The sequence below is a fragment of the Streptomyces sp. NPDC048441 genome, assembly GCF_043200235.1.
GTDB lineage: Bacteria > Actinomycetota > Actinomycetes > Streptomycetales > Streptomycetaceae > Streptomyces.
In genome coordinates this window covers 325,634-346,167 of record NZ_JBICXM010000001.1, presented here as the reverse complement: position 1 = coordinate 346,167, position 20,534 = coordinate 325,634, and the positions used below count along the sequence as shown (strand labels likewise).

Genomic DNA, 20,534 nt, shown 5'->3' with positions numbered 1-20,534 from the left:
GTGCGCCCCGCCCCCGTTGCTCCCGCCACTCGCGTTACTCCCGTTTCCTCCGTCGCCCCTGTCGCCCCCTGGACCCGCACCCGCCTGCGCGCCGCGCCCCTGTCCTCCCTCGCGCTCGCGCTGCTCGTGCTCGCCACCGCGTTCCTCGCCGCCGTGTTTCCGCGCGCGGTCGACGCGTACGAGAGCGAGGGCGTGCGCAGCGCCATCGCCGGAGCCGGGCCCGCGCGCACCGGAATCCAGCTGGGCGCACCCGCCCCCGGACTCGACGCGGACCAGCGGGAGCGGGAGGAGGCGCTGCGGGGTGCTGCCCTGCGCGATGGGAACCGCAAGGTCGTCGCGGCCGTGCCGCCGCCCCTTCGCGTCGACGGCGCGCAGTCCTCGTACGGCGCACAGACCCTGGAACCGCCCGAGGGGCTCGACCGCCGGCTGCCCCGCCCCGACCAGATCGCCCCGCAGTTCACCCTGGCCGCGCAGGCCGGTGTCGACGCCCACGCGCGCGTACGCGAAGGTCGGCTCCCGAAGGGCGAGGGGCTGACCTCGGACAGCCGCCGGGTCGAGGCCGCCGTGACCGCGGACACCGCCCGCACCATGAGGCTCCAGACCGGCTCCACCGTCCATGTGCCATCCGTCCTCGGCGAGCGCGTCACCGTACGGATCACCGGGATCCTCGAACCTCAACGCCCCAAAGGGGCCTACTGGTCGTACGACCCGATCCTGCGCACCCCCTCGCTGATCGACGTGCCGGGCAACGCCCAGGAACCGAAGAAGCGCTGGCACGCCGCCCTGCTGCTCGCGCCGGGCGCGGGTCCTTTCCTGCCCGCCGTCGACCAGAATCCGCAGCGGTACTGGCGCCTCGCCCCCGACCCAGGCGCCCTGACCGCCCACGATCTGTCCGCCCTGAAGCGGCACATCACCTCGCTCGAAGGCGGGCCGCTGCGCACCGAGTTGCGCCGCTTCACGCATGAGGACGCGCTGGTCTCCACCGATCTCGACAAGGTCGTCGCCGGGTACGAAGGGCTGCGCGACGCCGTGACACCGATCGTCGCGGTGGCCGCGTACGGCATCGGTGGAGTCGCCGTCGTCGTCCTCCTGATGACCTGCTCGCTCACCGCCGTACGACGACGGAACGAGCTCGCGCTGCTCCGGGCGCGCGGTGCGTCCGTGCGCGGCGTGGCGGGGCGGCTGCTCGCCGAGACGTCGGTGGTGGCGGTGCCGGCCGCCGCGCTCGGGCTGCTGCTCGCGTTCCTCGTCGTGCCGCACGCGCGCGCGTGGCCTTCGGCAGCGGCGGCGGCCGGAGTGTGCGTCCTCGCCTGCGCGGCGCTCCCGGTCCGTGCGGCGTTCGCACACCGCGGGCAGCGGGCGCACGAGGGCCGCGACGATCTGGTGACGGCGCGCCCTTCGCGGCGCCGCACGGTGGCCGAACTGGTGCTGCTCATCCTGGCCGTGGGGGCGGTGGCGACGCTGCGGCGAGGGGGTCTGGGGAGCTCGGGCGGTGCGAGCGGCTCCGCGGATGGTCTTGTCGGTGCGGATGGCCCTGGCGGTGCGGACGGTCTTGGCGGTGCGGATGGTCTTGTCGGTGCGGACGGTCTTGGCGGTGCGGACGGGCTTGTCAGTGCCGCGCCCCTCCTCGTCGGCGGTATCGCCGCACTCCTTCTCGTACGGCTGTATCCGCTTCCGTTGCGCCTCTTCGCGCGCCCCTTCGCCCGTCGCCGCGGCGCCCTCGGGTTCCTGTCGACGGCGAGCGCGGGCCGCGCCTCCGCAGCCCAGGCACTGCCCCTGCTCGGCCTGCTGCTCGCCCTGACGACGACGGCGTTCGGCGGCTCCGTCCTGACCGGCGTCGCCGACGCCCGTGACCGTACGGCGCTCCTCGCGGTGGGCGCGGACGTCCGCGTGGACCGCGGCAACGGCAATCTGCCCGCCGGGCTCGCCGCCGAGATCCGAAGGGCGCCGGGCGTGGGCGAGGTGGCGGGCGTCCACATCGACTGGTACCTGGAGCTCCCCGACCACTCGAACGCCCCCTTGGTCGCGGTCGACCCGGCGGTCTACACCCGCCTCACGCGCACCACGGGCCTCGGCCCGCTCAATGAGGACGAGTTGGCGGCACCCCGCGACCGCCGCGCCACCCTGCCCGCCGTGGCATCGCCGGAGGTGGCCCGACGGCTCGGCAAGGGAACGCACAGCTTCCGCACTCCCGCCGGGACCTTCAAGGCAGCGGTCGGCGCGGTCCGGAGCGGCACCCCCGCGCTCCCCTCGGGCAGCGCGTTCCTGCTGATCGACAAGCGCCGGCTCGACCACCCCGATGACACCGCGCTCCTGGCCACCGGCGCCTCGGGGCGACGCATCGACGCGGCGGCGCTGACCAGGTCGGCGAAGGCCGCGGGCGCCGACATCGAAGCGACGTTCCGCGCCACCGAACGCGCCTCGCTCACCGACTCGCCGCTCCAGGCGGGGGCCGAGCGGATCTACCGGGCGGCGATCGCGGCAGGCGCCGGGTACGCCGTCCTCGCCGTCCTGCTCGCCCTCCTGCACTCCGCCCCGCAGCGGGCCGCGCTCCTGGCCAGGCTGCACACCCTGGGCCTGAGCAGAAGGCAGGGGCGCCGCCTCCTGGTCCTGGAATCACTGCCGCAGGCGCTGCTCACGGCGTGCGGCGGGGTGCTGGTCGGATGGGCGGCGATCGCGCTCCTCGCGCCCGGTGTCGACCTGGCGCAGGTCGCCCTCGCGGCCCGCGGCACGCTCGCGGGGCTCGGCGATGTGACGCTGCGGGCCGATCCATGGTCCTTGCTGCTGCCTGCCGTGGGGGTGGTGATCCTCACGGCCGGGGTCGCCTTCGTACAGGCGTGGTGGGCGGCGAGGCGTACGACCGTGACCGAGCTGAAGACAGGAGACACCAAATGACACCCGGCACGCCAACGGCCGCGACCATGTCCTCACTCGCGGAGCTCGAAGCACGGGCCACCGCCCACCGCGACCGCCCCGTCTATGGTCATGACGCCCTGATCACCTGCGATCGGCTGGTCCGCATCTTCTCCACGGACGGCGTCGAGGTGCAGGCGCTCCAGGGGCTCGATCTGTTGGTCCGCGAGGGCGAGTTGATGGCTCTGGTCGGCGCTTCGGGCAGCGGCAAATCGACGCTGATGAACATCCTCGCGGGGCTCGACGAGCCGACCGCGGGCGCGGCGCGGGTCGCGGGCCGCGATCTCCTCGCGATGGGTGCGAAGGAGCGGCTGCACTACCGCAGGGAGGCGGTCGGCTTCGTATGGCAGCAGACGGCACGCAATCTACTGCCGTACCTGACGGCTACTCAGAACATCACACTACCCATGCAGTTGAAGGGAGGCGGAGGCCGCCGAGGTCGCCGCACTGGTCGATCGACACACGCACGCAAGTCCGAACGTGCCGCTGAACTCCTGGAGTTGATGGCGGTGTCCGACATTCGCGACCGGCGTCCGCACCAGCTCTCCGGCGGTCAGCAGCAGCGCGTCGCCATCGCGGTGGCCCTGGCCAACAACCCGTCGGTCCTGCTCGCCGACGAACCCACCGGCGAGCTGGACTCGCACACCGCCGAGCAGATCTTCGGCGCGTTCCGCACCGCGAACGAGGAGTTGGGCACCACCATCGTCATCGTCACCCACGACCAAGCGGTCGCCTCCGAGGTCCGCCGCACAGTCGCCATCCGCGACGGACGCACCTCGACGGAGGTCCTGCGCCGCACGGAGGTGGACGCGTCGACGGGCCAGGAGTCGGTGACCTCCCGCGAGTACGCGATGCTGGACCGCGCGGGACGTCTACAGCTGCCCGCCGATTACACGGCGGCACTGGACATGCGGGACAGGGTGGCGCTGGAGCTCGAACGGGACCACATCGGGATATGGCCGGACGACGAACAGACCGCCCGGGAGGCCGACCGCTAGGCCAACCTCTAGGCCGGCGTCACTGAAAGTCCGCCAACTCCGGCTCGACGCACGGCAATAGACCCATAGTCCGTACGCAGCCGCAGCCACGCACCGGACGACAGCAGGTCGAGCGATTCCCCCCGGAGGAAGCCCAGCGCCTGCGCGGCATGAGCGGCCCGCACGGGGAGCCCGGTGTCCCCGATGGTCCTGGACCAGATCTCCCGCCCCACCTGATCGAGCTCCACCCGGATCCGCCGCTCCGGCGGCAACTCCTCGACCCGGGACTTGAATTCAGCGACAGCCGCAACAACAAGGCCCCGCACAGCGTCCACCGGCGGCAGCCCCGGCTCCGGCTGCCAGCCGCCCCTGGGCGGAAGCACACCGGCCCACGGCGGCCCGGTGACGGCCGACGGCACGTCAGCCACACCCGCTGTCGCGGCGGACTCCGCCGACTCCCCTACGGACTCGAGGAGTTCACCGGCGGAGACGGTGACATCGAGCATCGTGTCGAGCCCATGCTCGTACGGCTTCGCGAGCCGCGCCGTCCGGATGGCGAGCACCTCGAACGAAGGCGGCCGCCCGAACACGGCGAGGGTGTCCCCCGCCGCCTGGAGACGGACCGCCGCGGCCTTGTCGTAGTGGATCAGCCGGGCCAGGAAGGCGGCGAGGTCTCCCGCCTCCCCGGCATCGGCGAAGTGCAGCCGCGCCGTCATGCGACGAGCGCCTCCGCACTCTCGTCCTCATCGCCGTAACCGTCCATGAACGTCAGGAGCACGGCCTTCTCCTCGGCGGTGATCCGCCGAGGCCGCTGCGTCTCCAGATTGAACGGGACGACGATCGTCGAGGCCCGCACATACACCTGCTCGGGGTCCTTGACCTCGTACGAGATGGTGAGCGAGGCAGCGCCTATCTTCGTCACCCACGACTCGATGGTCACCGGCGAGTGCCGGTGCACCAACGGCCGTACGTAGTCGATCTCATGGCGGGCCACGACGGACCCGCCGGAGAACGACGGGCTGCCGTCCCCGGGCGCGAGCCGGAACATGAAGTCGATCCGCGCCTCTTCCAAGTACCGCAGGAAGACGGCGTTGTTGACGTGCCCGAAGGCATCCATGTCCGACCACCGGAGGGGGCAACTATAGATATGCCGACTCATGTAAGTCTCTGCCTCTGCTTCTGCTTCTGCCTCTGTCTCAGCCTCGAGTGAGCTTCTTGTAGGTGGCACGGTGCGGACGAGCCGCGTCGGCGCCAAGACGCTCGATCTTGTTCTTCTCGTAGGACTCGAAGTTGCCCTCGAACCAGTACCAGGTGGAGTCACCCTCGTACGCGAGGATGTGCGTGGCGACGCGGTCGAGGAACCACCGGTCGTGGGAAATGACCACAGCCGCGCCCGGGAACTCCAGAAGCGCGTTCTCGAGGGAGGACAGCGTCTCCACGTCGAGGTCGTTAGTGGGCTCATCCAGGAGGAGCAGGTTGCCGCCCTCCTTGAGGGTCAGCGCCAGGTTGAGGCGGTTGCGCTCACCACCGGAGAGCACGCCGGCAGGCTTCTGCTGGTCGGGCCCCTTGAACCCGAAGGCGGAGACGTACGCCCGAGAGGGCATCTCGACCTGCCCGACATTGATGTAGTCGAGCTCGTCCGACACGACGGCCCACAGGGTCTTCTTCGGGTCGATGTTGGCACGGCCCTGGTCGACGTAACTGACCTTGACCGTGTCGCCGATCTTGATCGCGCCGGAGTCCGGCTGCTCCAGGCCCTGGATCATCTTGAACAGCGTGGTCTTGCCCGCGCCGTTCGGACCGATGATGCCGACGATGCCGTTGCGCGGCAACGAGAAGCTCAGATTGTCGACGAGAACCTTGTCGCCAAAGGCCTTCGAAAGATTCTCGACCTCGACGACGATCGAGCCGAGACGCGGACCCGGCGGAATCTGGATCTCCTCGAAGTCCAGCTTCCGCATCTTGTCCGCCTCGGCGGCCATCTCCTCGTAACGGGCAAGACGCGCCTTGGACTTGGCCTGACGCCCCTTGGCGCTGGACCGCACCCACTCGAGCTCTTCCTTGAGCCGCTTGGCACGCTTCTCGTCCTTGCGGCCCTCGACCTTGAGACGCGTGGACTTCTTCTCCAGGTACGTGGAGTAGTTGCCCTCGTACGGGTGGGCGCGGCCACGGTCGAGCTCGAGGATCCACTGGGCGACGTTGTCCAGGAAGTACCGGTCGTGAGTGACCGCTACGACAGCGCCGGCGTACTGGGAGAGGTGCTGCTCCAGCCAGTTCACCGACTCGGCGTCGAGATGGTTGGTGGGCTCGTCGAGGAGGAGCAGGTCGGGCGCCTCGATGAGGAGCTTGCAGAGCGCGACGCGGCGCTTCTCACCACCGGAGAGGGTGGTGACAGGCCAGTCGCCCGGCGGGCAGCCGAGCGCGTCCATGGCCTGCTCGAGCTGGGCGTCGAGGTCCCACGCGTTGGAGTGGTCCAGGTCCTCCTGGAGCTTGCCCATCTCGTCCATGAGCGCGTCGGAGTAGTCGGTCGCCATGAGCTCGGCGACCTCGTTGAAGCGCTTGAGCTTGCCCATGATCTCGGCGGCGCCGTCCTGGACGTTCTCCAGAACGGTCTTCGACTCGTCGAGCTCCGGCTCCTGCATGAGCATGCCGACGCTGTACCCGGGCGAGAGGAAAGCATCACCGTTCGACGGCTGCTCGAGCCCCGCCATGATCTTCAGCACCGTGGACTTACCGGCGCCGTTGGGACCCACGACACCGATCTTGGCGCCAGGAAGGAAGCTCAGGGTGACGTCATCAAGAATCACCTTGTCGCCGTGCGCCTTGCGCGTCTTGCGCATGGTGTAGATGTACTCAGCCAAGAGAAACCGTCCGGCAATCAGTGAGTGGGCAGATACACCCCATCTTGCCTGACGGCCACCTACCGGGGGAAACCAGTATGGCTGGGGGGCCATGACCTGGACGTTCTCCGACTACTTGGGTAGTTGACCTGTCACTGGCTGTCGCTATCGGTCGCTGCTGAGCGACCTCGCACGGCCCAGGGACGGCCTAGGGCCCGGCCTCCAAGGACTGTCCGCGACTGGGGAGCAATCGGGAGTTGCTCGCTGTGAGCCAAGTGAAGGTGCGGTCCGGTTCGAGGCGCCTGTCAACCTCTCGTGGTCGACTCGGACACACCGAGGTCTCGGCGCATGATCTTGCGGAGTTCCGCGACCGCCGAATCGAACCTGTCCTCCAACGCCCGGTAAGCAGTGCTCTCGACAGCAGCGCTGTCCATGAGCAGGTCGCGCGTATCCCTCAGGACGACGAATGCGGCGCGTGAGGCCTCGACGACGTCGTGCGGCGCGGTAATGGCTAGCTGGTGGCGGATCTCGTACGCCCCCAGAGGGCGCCAGAAACAGTTCGAGCACCCTCTGGGCGCGTTCATCCACAGGGATGTCTGCCTGCACGCACTCGTTGAGCGCTGTCCGCATTCGCGAGAGCGCAGCGGTGTAGTCGGCGTAGAGCTGCCGACGCACGTCGAGACTCTGACCGGCACGCTCCCTGCGCCAACTGACGCGATCAGCCATCAGCGTGGAACCGACCCCGATGACCGCGCCAAGCAGCGTACTTACTGGCGATATCCACTCCATGGCGGAGGAGCTTAGACGGCGATAGACGTCGCCCTGCTAGCGACTGATCGGAACCTCGTAGACGATCTCGCAGAGAGCAGCGGGCACCACGATGTCCGCCGTCTCCACGGGTCGGCCCTCGTCGCTGTAGTACGTCCGACGGATGTGAGTGACGAGGGCCGCCTTCTGAATTCCCAGGAGTGACGCTTCCTCGGCAGTCGCCTGCCGCGGTTCCGGCTGCTCCACGGCGTGGCTGACGGTGACGCCGATCGCGGCCATCCGGTTCACGACGCCTACCCCGGCATGCGGGCCGCCCTCAGGGAGAACGACGAGAGTGCCGCCGGTGAGCTCGTACGGCTCCCAACTCGTCGACAGCTGAACCGGCTTTCCGTCGGCGAGGAACTCGTAGGCGGTTCGGACGCACAGATCACCCTCGGCGATACCGAGCCGCGTGGCGACATCAGCCGGCGCGGGGAGCTTGGCATCGGTGCGACTCTCCCAGTCCCCTTGCCTACCCACGGCCTTCATGTCCGCACGAAACGGGGAGCTCTGGCGCTGCTCGCGCGCCGCCGAACGAACAACCCGCACGCGCTTCCGGGGCTCGGCAACGTAGGTGCCAGAACCGGCACGCCCCTCCAGCACCCCCTGGGAGATCAGAAGCTCCTGGGCCCGGCGCACCACGTTGTCGCCCACGCCGCATTCCTGGGCGATCTGAGCGCGGGAAGGGAGCCGATCTCCGGGCGTCCACACGTGCTCCGCGACCCGCCGCCGGAGCTCGTCGGCGATGCGGAGATAAGGAGGCTGCTCAGACATATGGAAAATCTAGTCCACTAGCCCTAATCTAGTTAACTAGCTTAACTCAAAGTGATCGCCGGTGACGGAGGCTGCCCTGTGCCTGCTGCAGAAGTGAGCGCAGAGGCCATCGCCGCACGGTTATCAGCCCTCGGGCTCACCACGCGCGTGGAGGAGCACGACCGAGACACGTCGATCGAGGCGGAGGTACCGGAATCGCTCTCCGCCGAGTCATGGCGGGAGGCCCTGGAAGTGGTGGCGGAGGCGGACCGGTTCGGCCTCCTCGCCACCAGCTTGAACAGCCGCACCCTCTGGGCGGCCGTACGCAAAGCGGTCCCGACGACGGGTGACGTCGACGGACCGAGCGATCAGCGATAGGAGCTGAACAACGTGTCCATCCGTACCGAGCGCTCCCCTTTACGGGTCTACAAGGAGCGCGCACGACAGCGCTCGGCAGAGGAACTTCGCCCCGCGCTTATGGCCAGCTGGTGCGCCCGGACCGGTGCCTGCTGATGCCCTCTAATCCCTGGCGCCCCATCACGCACACCCAGGCCGCCCCCTACCGGTCGAGCGCGTGCCGACTCGGTACGCACCACGCATGCGCGGAGTCCAACCCCGCTTCAGCGCCGATCGACGTTCCCGTGATCTATGAGGCGTGCGCTTGTCCCTGCCACGCGGCGGCCAACCCGCAAGCGCCCGTGGAGGTACCGCGGTGAAGGGATCAGCGCCAGGCGGCGCGCAGGTCTACACAGTCGTGATCAGCGCGACCAGCGTGCAGTGCGGTGACGTCATTCAGATCGGCGGCCAACCCTCCTGGGTGACAGACCTTTTTCAGCTGCCCCAGGGCTGCAAACAACTCGTCTTCGACTCGGGCGAACTGCTGACTATCAACCCGCAGAGCCGCCTCGTCGCACTTCGGACGACGAGAGGAACGTGACCCATTCGATGCTCTCTCGCCGTCACTGCATCGCGAACGACCTCCGCGACCGGATCACGGCCGGTCGGCTCAAGCCGGGCGAGCGCCTCCCCTCCGAGGCTCAACTAGCCGCCCAATACGAAGTCAGCACAGCGACGCTGCGGAGTGCTCTAGCAGTGCTGCAAGCGGAGGGCCTAGTCGACAAGATCCACGGCAAGGGGAACTTCGTTCATCGCTCTCTACGCAGAATCACGTATGTCGGCGGCTCTGGCACGCGGCCTCCGCAGATCGCTGCCGACGCAGCGCTGCGCATCACGGTCCGCACTACCAAGATCCGGGCGCGCGGCCATCTGACAGCCCTCTTACAAGTGTCGACCGGAAGCCCACTCACGGAGTTTCTCTGCCTGAAATACGAGGCGAAGTCGCCCCACAGCCTGGCTCGCATTTACGTCCCCCGCGACCTGGCGCCGGCCGCCATGCTCAACGAGCCGTCTATGTCCCACGAAGCAGCGGCGAGCTTCGCAGTACTGCTCCCGACACCCGCCAACGTCAGGGAGACAGTCAGCGCTCGCCTCCCAACGCGAGACGAAGCCTCGACCCTTCAAATCAGCTCTGCACTAGCCGTCCTCGCGATCACACAAGTGACGGCCGACATCACTGGGCGCGTGATCGAGGCTGCACTCCTAGTGCTCCCCGGGGACCGCGCCGACGCGGTCTTCACTAACAACCACGCAATCGACGAAGGACGGCCGGAAAGATGACCTACCGAAACGAGTTGCGGCTCCTCCCCTGGTCAGGGCCAGACGGCAAGCCCTGCTACCTCAGCACCAATGACAACGGCGGCCACATGTCCCGTCTGGCCGACAACATCGAGGCGGTACACCTCGGGATGGCGGCGGCACTGCTGGAACAGTCACAGGAAGTACTGGACGGCGAGGATGCCGAGCCAGACCGGCTGCGCCTCCTGGTGACAGACCTGCAGGGAGCCTTGCGGAATGCGCTCCGCGTAGCAATCAGTCGCAGCACTTCTCAGCGGTGAGTACCTACCACCGCTAATGCCTAGCCTGTCTCAGTCGCCCCAACTCCCCCAGGTGACCCCGTTCCTCGGTCGGCATCTCTGGGCTGGAAGCCAAGCGATTAGAAGCGCTTGGCTCATCGGCTGCCGACCCGGCGCTGACCTGCTCGCGGTTCTCTCTTCCTACCACGCTCGACAACCGCGATGTGGCCGACAATACGCTGTCGCCATACGATGCCGCAGGTATCCAGGCCACCACTTCAGGGGGAAGAGGCAGTCGTGCAGATCGGCCAGTCGCAGCAGATCGAACGCGAGGGAGTGACTTGGATAGGCCACCTCGTCACCCGTGAACTCGGTTGGATCTTCCGAGAGCAGTCGACCGTCGACGTGGGCATCGACGCGCACTTCGAGGTTGTGGACCGTGCTACATCACGTGCAACCGGGCAACTACTTGCAGTTCAGATCAAGTCCGGTCAGAGCTACTTTGCGTCACCCACCAGCGATGGATGGTGGTTTGTTGCAAATGCGGCACATGTGGACTACTGGCTGGGGCACTCATTGCCAGTAATTGTGGCACTATACAATCCTGAGACGCGCAAGGTTTATTGGCAACACGTAAGCAACAGCACGGTGGTATCGACGGGAAGCGGTTGGAAAGTTCATCTCCCATCCGCACAGGAAATGACCGCTGATGCACGGGTTGCTTTGCGGCCTCTCACAAGGCCAGCATCCGAACTTGAGTCGCTCAATAACCCTCTCGCCTGGAAACTTGATAGCACATATATTCAGGGTGATTGGATAGCTACATTTGAGCTCTATCGAAACCTGTTGGCCGCTCGCCTGCCCATGCTCTTCCGGGCAATCGCTGTCGTAGGTCATGAACACAATGACCGCATCCCTGTCGATCTGGCCTTGTGGATGAAGTCAGGAAGCGGAACCATTGACGTGGCGCTCATCAGACCAGGCCAACCTTTGAGCCACCTCATTCGCTACGGTGAGGGACCGCGCTACCGCCCAATGGTTGGCGTAATTTGCGGCGCAAAGCACGTAAGCGACCACCCGGAACTGAGGGGGGCAAGGATCCAGCCTCCTTTGTTCTTCGCCTCTTGGGACCCGGAGAGCGGAGACGATCAATCTCTCAAATCTGCTGTTGCGCAAGCAATTACCTGGATTGGAGATGAGGAGTGGCTATGACGAATCCGAGGAACTGACAACAGCTTCCTGCGTAGACCAGTCACCCCGGTCATACCGGTGGTTCAGTGGACAGGAACGAAAGCGAACACCCCGGCTGATGTGATTGCTGTGCTCCTGTGCTACTGGCCGACGTCTGACAGGATGCAACGCAGGGAACCGGTTCCGTGCCAGGTGTGCCGCCACCACTTAACCCGTCTCCTCCTCCTGCCGGTCTAGCTCTTGCATAGAGGCACCTCCGAGCACCGGGTTAGGCGGCAGCCTATGCGGTGTGCGCTCATCGGAATTGCATAGGCCACTTCGTCCCAAGTCAGTCAAGGTCAAGACCGACCGCTACGGCACCGGTCTGCGCTCCCGCGCCCGCTACGTCGGGCCGGACGGCTCCGAGCAGTCCAAGAGCTTCCCGGACCGTCAGAAGGGGCTCGCCGAGAAGTGGCTCACGCGGGTCAAGGCAGACATGGACGCGGGCCAGTTCATCGACCCGAAAGCCGGGCAGATCACGTTCCGGGAGTACGCCGCGAAGTGGCTGGACGGCTTGACGACGGACCTCGGCAGTCAGGAAGTCGTGAACCGACGCATCCGGCTGCACGCGATTCCCTACCTGGGATCGCGTCCCATGGGCTCCTTCAAGCCCGAGCACATGCGCACCTGGCTGAACATGCTCAGCTTGGCGCTGCCGAATGCGACGTACCGCCGCGCCATTTACGACTCGGTGTCGTCGCTGTTCAACGCTGCGGTCGATGACGGAGTCCTCAGGTCGAACCCGTGCCACGCCCAATCGGTCAAGGCCCCCGAGCCTGAGCCCCGGCTGATCCATCCCTGGCCCGAGGAACGCGTGTTCGCTGTTCGCGCGGGGCTGCCTGACCGATACGCCGCCACAGTGGACGCGGGCGGTGGCTGCGGACTCCGCCAGGGAGAGGTGTTCGGCCTCGCCAAGGAGAACATCGACTTCGACACCGGCTGGGTGCACGTCCGCCAGCAGATCAAGCGCGTACGCGGCACGCTGGTCTTCGCGCCGCCCAAGCGGGGCAAGCTCCGGGACACTCCGCTCAGTCCCGTTGTGGCTGCGGGCTTCCGTGAGCACATAGACCAATTTCCGCCGGTCGAGGTCACCTTGCCGTGGAAGACGCCGGACGGTCCACTCGTGACCCGAAGGCTCGTCTTCACGAGCAGCGTGGGCAAGGCCATATGGCGCAGCTACTTCGATGACTACGTGTGGAAGCCCGCCCTGGCCTTCGCGGGCGTCATCCCGTCCAAGGCCCGCGGCGAGAAGCGCTACGCCGCCGCACCGGACGACGGCATGCATGCCCTGCGGCACTTCTACGCCTCGGTCCTCCTGGACGCTGGCGAAAGCATCAAGGCGTTGAGCGTCTACCTGGGACACTCGGACCCCGGCTTCACGCTGCGGATCTACACGCACTTGATGCCGAGCAGCGAGGCTCGAACCAGAACCGCCGTGTCCGCCGTCTTCCTGCGGAAGCCCGCCCCGGTCGTCGCCTCAGCGGCCTAACGGCCCACAGACGGCCCACGGCCCAGCTCCGGCCCCTGATTAGCGGTTCCCCCGCTGGTCAGGGGTCGTTGGCATGATCGGGCTCGGCAAAAACACCCCATCTTGCCTGACGGCCACCTACCGGGGGAAACCAGTATGGCTGGGGGGCCATGAACTGGACGTTCTCCGACTACTTGGGTAAGTAGTCCACCACTGACTGTCACCATCGGTCGTCGCCGAGCGACGTCGCAAGGCCCAGGGAGCTCTGATGGATCTCAATGGATCTCACCTGAGGCGCGGTCCAGATTTTTCGGAGTTCGGCAGTCTGCTGATGTCGAGAACGTGCCACCGGCTCCGTCCCAGGGACATCAGCGGCCAGCACCGGCCGCACAAGGAATAAGGAGAAACCAGCATGGCTATTCAGCGGATGGACAACGTCGGCATCGTCGTCGAGGACATGGATGCCGCCATCGCGTTCTTCGTGGAACTCGGTATGGAGCTGGAGGGCAGGGCGGAGGTCAAGGGCCTCGTCGCCGACCAGTGCACCGGACTCGACGGCGTCCACTGTGACATCGCGATGGTCCGGACCCCGGACGGCCACAGCCGCCTCGAGCTGTCGAAGTACCGCAGCCCCGCGGCGATCAGCGACGGGCCGCGGAACCGGCCGCACAACATTCTGGGCACGCACCGGGTCATGTTCGCCGTCGACGACATCGAGGACACCGTTGCCCGCCTGCGGCCTCACGGCGCCGAACTCGTCGGCGAGATGGCCCGGTTCGAGGACAGCTATCTGCTCTGCTACGTCCGCGGCCCGGAGGGCATCATCGTCGGACTGGCCGAGCAACTGCGCTGAGAAGGACGAACCGAACCACGCAGCCGAAAGGAGAGGCGTCGCAGGCAGAAGGGCACTAAGGGCATTCAGTCCTCCGACGGCTCCGCCGGCGCCTTCTTCTTGCGCAGGAGGAACATCGCCGCCGCACCGAGCACGACCATGAGGATCGCTATTCCGGCGATCATCGGCGTCGCGCTGGAACCGCCTGTCTCCGCGAGGTCACCGCTGCCGGTGCCGCCTGCCGACGCGGGGCTCGGCTGGGAGACGGGCTCCGTCTTGTTGCCTATCGTGCTGCCCTCGGTCTTGCAGTCGAGCACTCCCTTGAACCGCTTCTCGAAGCCGTTCGGCCCGTTGATCGTGAAGTCGTAAGGCTGGTCCTCCTGCAGCGGGATCGTCACGGTCCGCGACGTGCCGGCCTCGATGGTGTGCTTGAAGCCCATCAGCCGGAAGGTGAACGCCTGGTCCCCCTTGTTGCTCGCCGTGATGTCCACGCCGCCCTTGGCGCAGTTCTTCTCCGCGGACAGCGCCGGTATCGCGCCCTTCTTGGCCCAGCTGGCGTTCGCCGTCGCGGAGACCGTCGATTCGCTGGAGCCCGCCAGGATCTGCGTCTGGCTCCTGGTCTCGGAGGTGAAGGCGCGGCCGACCGGCACGGTGGTCGACGCCTGCACGGCGAGGGCCGCCGAGCCGTCCGGGGTGCCCTGGGGGACCTCGAAGAACAGCTGGCTGCCGTTGGCGGCGGACGTGACTGGCTTGCCGTCCTTGCCGACGACCTTCACTCCGCTCGCCGCCGAGTCCGCCGGCGGGGTCACGGACACCGCGTCCGCGTCCGTCCGCACGGTGACCGGACCGAGCCGCTCGCCCGCGCGCCCGGAGATCGCCGGTGGGTCGAGTGTCAGCGAAGCCTTGGGCTCGGCCGAGTCGCGTGCGCTCTTGTAGAGGTAGTCCGCGAGCTTCTCAGCCTGCGGGTCGACCGCCTCCACCTCGGCGCCGTCCGAGTAGCGCCAGATCGCCACCTGCGTGCCTGCCGCCGCCGCCTGTTCGGTGAGCGCTCGCGTGCCCGCCTTCCTGGCCAGCGTGGCGAGGTCGTTCACCTGCGGGTAGGAGTTCCGCAGGATCCAGCCGATCCGGCCCGCGTTCTTGTTGCCGTTCAGCGAAGTGCCACTCCAAGGCGTCTCCTCGTACTTCGCGTCCTTCTGCGTCGGGTTGTGGATATCGATGCAGTACGTCTGCAGAGTGCCGCCGTCGTCCACGGACATCTCGAAGAGTCCGGCGGGCACCCGCTGGCTCGCGCCGTGGTCACGGATGACGGCCTGGTCGTACGTCTGGAGTCCGCCCAGCATCGCGGTGGCTCCGCCCCGGTGCTGGGGAACATCGTCCGCCGCGGCCGCACCCGCGGTGGCTATCGCGCCCGTCGTGGCGAGACCGGTCGCCAGGGTCAGGGCGGCGAGGCGCGTGGCGCCTCGTCTCCGGAGAGACGGCATGGAGCACGCGGAACCGGCGGAGCGCCCGGAGAACCGGGCGAGCCCGGAGAACGCAGAGGACACAGAACGCGCAAAAGACACAGAATTCCCCTCCGGTCGGGACCCGTTCACATCGAGGGGGGTGGTCCCGCCAGCAGATTGAAGGGGCAGAATCACCTGCCACCTGCGTGGCATCAACTACCAACTGCCCCATGAGCTACGTCCGGCATCCTAGGGACGCGGCAGATGACGGTCCCCAGTACAGCCATTCGATAACCGATCCGAATCGGAATCGTTATCGCCAACACCCTGCCCGAGCTGGGCTTATCGACAAATCAACGGCACTCATTCGCCGATAAGCCGCACATCGGTCGCCCGTCGGGGGCGTGCGGGGAGCGTGCCGGGTGCGTGTCGAGTGCCTGCGGGGAGCGTGCTGGGTGCGGGTCGGAAGCCCGCCTGAGGTCCACCGGATGTCCGTCGACCGCCCGTCATCGGAAGCCTGCCGGACCTCCTCCCGCCCAACCGCCGATCACCCGCCGATCAAACGCCGATCAAACGCCGGTCGATCGCCGATTCCCCGTCTCTAACCGCCCCCTGACCCTCCGTCACCCCACCGGTTCCGGCTCCGCCTCGCGCACCGCCGCCGCCGCCTCCGCCATCGCCGCCGGATCCGTCAGCGCCGCGTTCGCTTTGAGTACGCGTCGGAACGCTGCCGTGCCGCGCGAGAGATCGTGGCCGATGACCATCGCGTCGATGTCCGCCGATGTCCAGTGCTGGCCACCCCGCTCCTCGTCACGAACCTTCAACTTCCCCTGCACGATGACTGGTTCACCGATCGTCAGTGATCCCTGCACGTTCGTCCCGAGTGTTCGCCTCGCCCACACCGTGAAGAAATTGGTGTGCCCGTCCGTCCAGACGTTCTGCACGGCGTCGTAGTACCGCGCGGTCACCGCGAGCCGGAACCGCGCGACCGGTCCGGAGGACAGCTCCCGGAACACCGGTGTCGTCGCGACGTTCCCCACCACCGTCACCAAGGTCTCGTTCATGCGCCGAACCCCTCCCTCGTCCACTCCGCTTTCGCTGCCGCCGCGGTCGGTTCCGCGGCTGCGATCTCAGAGTGGACCGGTCGGGAAGATCTCGCTGAGCCCTGTGGTCTACCGGCCAGTTGTGGATAACTCCCTCGCCCGAACGAGGGAGCAGAGCCATCTGGCGCTCAGCCGACAGCCGCCCCCGTCACCCGCACGTACTGCTCCCGCACCTCCCGATACCGCAGCAGCTCCGCCGCCACCGGATCCAGGACCCGCGCCCGTCCGCACCCGGCAGCCGCCTCCCGCAGTCGCCGTTCCGCGTCCAGGCCGTAGCGCCGCGCAGGCCCCCGTGCCGCCATCCGGCTCGCCCACTCCACGCAGGGACCGCCCACGATGCCCGCGAGCATCAACATCACCGGCACCCCCAGGTTCGGCGCGGCGATCCCGACGATCTGGCCCACCAGCCAAAGTCCACCCACGACTTGGAGCATCGTCATCGCCGCCTGGGCGAGGACCGCCACCGGCCACCACCCGGGCCGCGGCGGCCGCCCCTGGGGCACCCCCGCCGTCACCGTCAGCTCGTCAAGCGCATCGGGCAGCCCTTCAGCCCCGCGCACCGCCGCCTCCCGCACGGCCTGCCCCCACGGCAGGGGCAGCCCCGAAGCCGCCTCGTCGGCCACTGTGCGCACCGCGTGCTCGACGCGCTGCCGAGCCGTGGCCTCCTCGTCCGTCGCGGCCTGCGCCACGGGCCACCCCATGCTCCGCGGCGAGCGCTGGGCCTCGTACCAACGCCAAAGCCGCAACCAGGGCGTGCCACACGCCTTGCCCGCGTTGCGCCGCCAGGCCCGTTCAGCCGCCTGCCCCGCGGCGGCCGCCCCCACCGCGTCCGCGAGCCGGTCGGCGAATTCCTCGCGCGCCTCTTCGCTGAGCCCGATCCACGCGCCGCCCCTGCCGCCGGACGCCCCGGCCGCGTACACGGGCCACAGCCGGTCGGCGGCGGCATCCAGGTCCGCCGCGATCCGCCGGGCCGCGGCGCCCCGCTCCTGGGTGAACTGGCCGAGTGACTCCCGCAGTTCACCGATGCCGTCGCCGGTCAGGGCGGAGAGGGCGAGCACCGTGGCGCCCGGTTCGCCGTGTTCGCCCAGTGCGATGCCGTCCTCGTCGAGCAGCCGCCGCAGATCGTCGAGGACCTGGTCGGCGGCGTCGCCGGGGAGCCGGTCCACCTGGTTGAGTACGACGAAAGTGACCTCGGCGTGCCCCGCCATGGGCCGCAGATAGCGCTCGTGGAGCATCGCGTCGGCGTACTTCTCGGGGTCGACGACCCAGATGACCGCGTCGACGAGCTCGAGGATCCGGTCCACGTGGGCGCGGTGCTCGCCGACCGCCGAGTCGTGGTCGGGCAGGTCGATCAGGACGAGCCCCTCGAGCGTGCTCGTGTCCGGGCCCTGCAACGGGCGCCTGCGCAGCCGCCCCGGGATGCCAAGGCGGTCCAGGAGCCCCGCCGCGCCGTCGGTCCAGCTGCAGCCGATGGGGGCCGCCGTGGTCGGCCTGCGGACACCGGTCTCCGAGATCGTCACCCCTGCCAGGGCGTTGAACAGCGTCGACTTGCCGCTGCCGGTAGCACCCGCGATGGCGACGACGGTGTGCCTGCCGGAAAGTCTGCGCCGGGCCGCGGCCTCGTCGAGAACCCGGCCCGCCTCGGCGAGCGTGGCGCTGTCGAGCCGGGTGCGGGAGAGCCCGACGAGTTCACGCAGGGCGTCGAGCCGGGCGCGCAGAGGGCCTTCGTAGGCGGTCGAAGTACTGGCCGAAGTACTGGCCGAAGTGCTGGAGGACGCGCCCGTCGGAGCACCTGAGGGAGCGCCGGTCGGAGCACCTGCCGGAGTATCGGACGACGGGGTGACGGACGGAGCCTCCGCCGGGATGTACGCGCCCTCAGCCGCGTCACCCCGCGCGGCACCACCGCGCCGCGCGATCAGCCCGTCGTCCCAGACGCCCTCGGAGTCATTACGAGCACCTTCGGAGCCACTACGGGCGCCTACGGAAGCGTCCTTTGGCCCCCCGGACTCTTCGGAACGCCCATCGTGCTCGGTGTGATCAGTGACGGCAGTCACCGCGGTCACCTCTCCTTCTGCAGTACGGACAGCGCGGCGATCAGGTCGGACTGGGGTTCGGGGTTCACGTCGAGGGCGTCGAGCGGGGCTAGGCGTCGCTCGCGTTCCGCGCCCAGGACGTTGTCCAGGTAAGTGGTGAGCAGGCGTCCGCCCCGGTCTCGCAACCGGAGCGCTCCGTGGGCGCCGATGCGCTCGGCGAGCGTCTCGCCCGCCGAGCGTCCGCGGCGCCCGCCGAGCAGGGCGGTGGCGAGCAGGGCGGCCACCATCTCGGGGTCGGGTACGAGGTTCTTCTCGAGCTTGTCGAGGCCGCGGACCTCGTCCTCGGCGTACTCCTCCAGGACGCGCCGCCAGCGCCGTACCGCCATGCCGATGCGGTGCTCGGCGCTCTCGGCGGTCTCGGCGTCCCGGTCGCGGCCGGTGAGCCCAGGGGCGGCGGAGGCGGGCTCGCGCCGCCACGCCTCGTCGATCCGCTCGTCGGCGGCGGTCACCGCGCACAGCAGCAGCGCCTCCAGGCTCTCGGCGACGGCGTCGAGGAGTTCGCCCGCGCCGCAGTCCAGGGGGTAGCTGCGCCAGCGCTTCAGCGCGTCCCCCGCGAGTACGGCCCCTGCCTGCAAACGCTCCCGCACGCGCGCGTGCTCGCTCTCGTACGCCTCGTCGACGGCGGAGGTGAGCCGCAGCGCGGCCGCGTACTGCGTGGCGACGGCGCCCGCGAGCTCCGGGACCCGCACGTTGAGGGACTGGATGACGCCGAGTGCCGTCCGCGCGATCGCCTGCGTACGGGCCGCCGGTTCCTGGGACCGGTGGGTGAGCCAGGCCCTCAGCGGGGCGACGGCGGTGGCCGGCAGAAGCCCGCCGCCGCCCGCGGACTCGGGCAGCTCGGGCACGGTGAAGCGCGGCACGTCGCCCAGGCCCGCCTTGGTGAGCAGCGCGCCGTACTGCCGCGACACCTCGGCCACCAGCTGGTGGGGCACCCGGTCGAGGACAGTGACGAGGGTGGCGTCGTGCTCCTTGGCCGTACGCAGCAGATGCCAGGGCACGGCGTCCGCGTACCGGGAGGCGGTCGTGACCATGACCCAGACGTCGGCCGCCGAGATCAGGGAGGCGGCGAGGATCCGGTTGTCGGAGATCAGGGAGTCGACGTCGGGGGCGTCCAGGAGCGCGAGCCCCTGGGGCAGGGTCTCCGAGGTCTCGATGCGCAGCGCGCGCTCGCCATCGGGCCCGATCGGCACCAGGTCTTCGCTCCCGCCGCCGTCACCGTCCCCGTCGCTCTCGTCGTCCGAAGGCTCCGGCCGGGGCACCCACACGCGCGTGAGGTCGGGCAGTACGCGCATTCCGGCGAACCAGTGGTGATCCTCCGGATGGCACACAAGGACCGGCGTCCTGGTGGTCGGCCGCAGCACCCCCGCCTCACTGACCTGCCGCCCGACGAGGGAGTTCACCAGGGTCGACTTGCCCGCCCCGGTGGATCCCCCGATCACGGCGAGCAGTGGCGCTTCGGGGGCCCGCAGGCGGGGCACCAAGTAGTCGTCGAGCTGGGCAAGGAGCTCATCCCGGTTGGCACGCGCGCGTGGCGCCCCCACGAGAGGGAGCGGAAAGCGTGCGGCGGCGACACGCTCGCGCAGGGCGGAGAGTGCGTCGAGCAGTTGAGGCCGTACGTCCAAGGTCACCACATGCGAAGAATGCCCAATTTTGGCAGCTTTCTGAAGCATATGGACACCGCCTGCGCGCCGATCGGACACTCAGGACGGAAGGGGCGACTGGGGCGCAGGCATAACGAGTGCACAACACCCGGGGCGTGAGACGCCAAAAGCGCTGCGAGATTCGTACCTGCCTGCGATTATCAGGACCGCTTCACCGAACCTCCACATGGCGTAGCGGAGGCGAAGCACCAGGGACAAGGACCCGGGAGCCCTATCCTTGTCCCCGGCAAGGTCACAGCTCGTCCCCACCCGGGCTCCAGGCCACCGGCCACCATCCGGCCCCCGTAGCTCAGTGGATAGAGCAGGCGCCTTCTAAGCGCTTGGCCGCAGGTTCGAGTCCTGCCGGGGGCGCACAGTCCGTCCGTGTTCGGCCCTCCTGATCGGGAGGGCCTTTTTGCTGGTCGGGGGAACGTAGCGAGAGCCCGGTAGCGGGCGTGTAAGCGCCGGACCGGCCCCAGGTCAGCGTGGGGAGGGGCCTCGTTGAGCTGGTCCGTAAACACTT

The 20,534-nt window shown here is 68.4% G+C and carries 17 protein-coding genes and 1 tRNA gene; 9 read left to right on the top strand and 9 right to left on the bottom strand.

Annotated elements, in window-relative coordinates:
• A complete protein-coding gene (locus tag ACGFSB_RS01530) occupies window positions 1-2,895 on the top strand; it encodes an FtsX-like permease family protein (protein ID WP_393392400.1) in 2,895 nt (964 codons plus the stop codon).
• Entirely contained in the window at window positions 2,892-3,911 is a 1,020-nt protein-coding gene (locus ACGFSB_RS01525; RefSeq protein ID WP_393392397.1) for an ABC transporter ATP-binding protein, read from the top strand. Before ACGFSB_RS01530 ends, ACGFSB_RS01525 begins: the two co-directional genes overlap by 4 nt.
• An 8-nt stretch (window positions 3,912-3,919) precedes the next feature.
• On the opposite strand, the gene ACGFSB_RS01520 is transcribed toward ACGFSB_RS01525, so the two are convergent.
• The 5 genes from ACGFSB_RS01520 to ACGFSB_RS01500 form a co-directional block, all read right to left on the bottom strand.
• A complete protein-coding gene (locus ACGFSB_RS01520) occupies window positions 3,920-4,606 on the bottom strand; it encodes a hypothetical protein (RefSeq protein WP_393392394.1) in 687 nt (228 codons plus the stop codon).
• Window positions 4,603-5,049 carry an acyl-CoA thioesterase gene (locus ACGFSB_RS01515; RefSeq protein ID WP_393392391.1) on the bottom strand — a complete coding sequence of 149 codons (447 nt, stop codon included), beginning with the start codon at window positions 5,047-5,049 and terminating at the stop codon, window positions 4,603-4,605. Before ACGFSB_RS01515 ends, ACGFSB_RS01520 begins: the two co-directional genes overlap by 4 nt.
• A gap of 37 nt (window positions 5,050-5,086) precedes the next feature.
• The gene (gene ettA / locus ACGFSB_RS01510) at window positions 5,087-6,751 is read right to left on the bottom strand and encodes an energy-dependent translational throttle protein EttA (protein ID WP_393392388.1); all 1,665 of its coding nucleotides are present in this window, start codon (window positions 6,749-6,751) and stop codon (window positions 5,087-5,089) included.
• Between the two features lie 284 nt (window positions 6,752-7,035).
• Window positions 7,036-7,314, bottom strand: a complete 279-nt coding sequence (locus ACGFSB_RS01505; RefSeq protein WP_393392385.1) for a hypothetical protein — start codon at window positions 7,312-7,314, stop codon at window positions 7,036-7,038.
• A gap of 241 nt (window positions 7,315-7,555) precedes the next feature.
• Window positions 7,556-8,311 (bottom strand): GntR family transcriptional regulator, encoded by a 756-nt coding sequence (locus tag ACGFSB_RS01500; RefSeq protein WP_393392384.1) that lies wholly within the window; start codon window positions 8,309-8,311, stop codon window positions 7,556-7,558.
• Window positions 8,312-8,389: 78 nt separating this feature from the next.
• On the opposite strand from ACGFSB_RS01500, the gene ACGFSB_RS01495 reads away from it, so the two are divergent.
• The 6 genes from ACGFSB_RS01495 to ACGFSB_RS01470 all read left to right on the top strand — a co-directional run bounded on the left by ACGFSB_RS01495 (window position 8,390) and on the right by ACGFSB_RS01470 (window position 13,754).
• Window positions 8,390-8,668: a hypothetical protein gene (locus tag ACGFSB_RS01495; RefSeq protein ID WP_393392381.1), complete on the top strand. Its 279-nt coding sequence runs from the start codon at window positions 8,390-8,392 to the stop codon at window positions 8,666-8,668.
• Window positions 8,669-9,235: 567 nt separating this feature from the next.
• Window positions 9,236-9,967: a GntR family transcriptional regulator gene (locus tag ACGFSB_RS01490; protein ID WP_393393760.1), complete on the top strand. Its 732-nt coding sequence runs from the start codon at window positions 9,236-9,238 to the stop codon at window positions 9,965-9,967.
• The gene (locus tag ACGFSB_RS01485) at window positions 9,964-10,245 is read left to right on the top strand and encodes a hypothetical protein (protein WP_393392379.1); all 282 of its coding nucleotides are present in this window, start codon (window positions 9,964-9,966) and stop codon (window positions 10,243-10,245) included. The genes ACGFSB_RS01490 and ACGFSB_RS01485 overlap by 4 nt, the downstream gene beginning before the upstream one ends.
• Window positions 10,246-10,500: 255 nt before the next feature.
• Window positions 10,501-11,415, top strand: coding sequence for a DUF4365 domain-containing protein (locus tag ACGFSB_RS01480; protein ID WP_393392377.1), 915 nt, complete (start codon window positions 10,501-10,503; stop codon window positions 11,413-11,415).
• A gap of 283 nt (window positions 11,416-11,698) precedes the next feature.
• Window positions 11,699-12,922 (top strand): tyrosine-type recombinase/integrase, encoded by a 1,224-nt coding sequence (locus ACGFSB_RS01475; protein WP_393392374.1) that lies wholly within the window; start codon window positions 11,699-11,701, stop codon window positions 12,920-12,922.
• 391 nt (window positions 12,923-13,313) lie between these two features.
• Entirely contained in the window at window positions 13,314-13,754 is a 441-nt protein-coding gene (locus ACGFSB_RS01470) for a VOC family protein (protein ID WP_393392371.1), read from the top strand.
• A gap of 65 nt (window positions 13,755-13,819) precedes the next feature.
• Here the strand turns inward: ACGFSB_RS01470 and ACGFSB_RS01465 are convergent, their stop codons facing one another.
• The 4 genes from ACGFSB_RS01465 to ACGFSB_RS01450 form a co-directional block, all read right to left on the bottom strand.
• The gene (locus tag ACGFSB_RS01465; protein WP_393392369.1) at window positions 13,820-15,214 is read right to left on the bottom strand and encodes a Cys-Gln thioester bond-forming surface protein; all 1,395 of its coding nucleotides are present in this window, start codon (window positions 15,212-15,214) and stop codon (window positions 13,820-13,822) included.
• A 584-nt stretch (window positions 15,215-15,798) separates the two neighbouring features.
• Window positions 15,799-16,239, bottom strand: a complete 441-nt coding sequence (locus tag ACGFSB_RS01460) for a single-stranded DNA-binding protein (protein ID WP_393392366.1) — start codon at window positions 16,237-16,239, stop codon at window positions 15,799-15,801.
• 167 nt (window positions 16,240-16,406) lie between these two features.
• Window positions 16,407-18,332 (bottom strand): GTPase, encoded by a 1,926-nt coding sequence (locus ACGFSB_RS01455; RefSeq protein ID WP_393392363.1) that lies wholly within the window; start codon window positions 18,330-18,332, stop codon window positions 16,407-16,409.
• 5 nt (window positions 18,333-18,337) lie between these two features.
• Window positions 18,338-20,002: a dynamin family protein gene (locus tag ACGFSB_RS01450; protein WP_393392360.1), complete on the bottom strand. Its 1,665-nt coding sequence runs from the start codon at window positions 20,000-20,002 to the stop codon at window positions 18,338-18,340.
• 308 nt (window positions 20,003-20,310) lie between these two features.
• On the opposite strand from ACGFSB_RS01450, the gene ACGFSB_RS01445 reads away from it, so the two are divergent.
• Window positions 20,311-20,383: transfer RNA gene (locus tag ACGFSB_RS01445), tRNA-Arg, on the top strand.
• Window positions 20,384-20,534 lie beyond the last annotated feature (151 nt).

Coding starts and splice junctions, on each gene's coding strand:
- ACGFSB_RS01525 (WP_393392397.1), top strand. CDS start 2,892: ATGACACCCGGCACGCCAACGGCCGCGACCATGTCCTCACTCGCGGAG.
- ACGFSB_RS01520 (WP_393392394.1), bottom strand. CDS start 4,606: ATGACGGCGCGGCTGCACTTCGCCGATGCCGGGGAGGCGGGAGACCTC.
- ACGFSB_RS01515 (WP_393392391.1), bottom strand. CDS start 5,049: ATGAGTCGGCATATCTATAGTTGCCCCCTCCGGTGGTCGGACATGGAT.
- ACGFSB_RS01505 (WP_393392385.1), bottom strand. CDS start 7,314: ATGAACGCGCCCAGAGGGTGCTCGAACTGTTTCTGGCGCCCTCTGGGG.
- ACGFSB_RS01500 (WP_393392384.1), bottom strand. CDS start 8,311: ATGTCTGAGCAGCCTCCTTATCTCCGCATCGCCGACGAGCTCCGGCGG.
- ACGFSB_RS01490 (WP_393393760.1), top strand. CDS start 9,236: ATGCTCTCTCGCCGTCACTGCATCGCGAACGACCTCCGCGACCGGATC.
- ACGFSB_RS01485 (WP_393392379.1), top strand. CDS start 9,964: ATGACCTACCGAAACGAGTTGCGGCTCCTCCCCTGGTCAGGGCCAGAC.
- ACGFSB_RS01470 (WP_393392371.1), top strand. CDS start 13,314: ATGGCTATTCAGCGGATGGACAACGTCGGCATCGTCGTCGAGGACATG.
- ACGFSB_RS01465 (WP_393392369.1), bottom strand. CDS start 15,214: ATGCCGTCTCTCCGGAGACGAGGCGCCACGCGCCTCGCCGCCCTGACC.
- ACGFSB_RS01460 (WP_393392366.1), bottom strand. CDS start 16,239: ATGAACGAGACCTTGGTGACGGTGGTGGGGAACGTCGCGACGACACCG.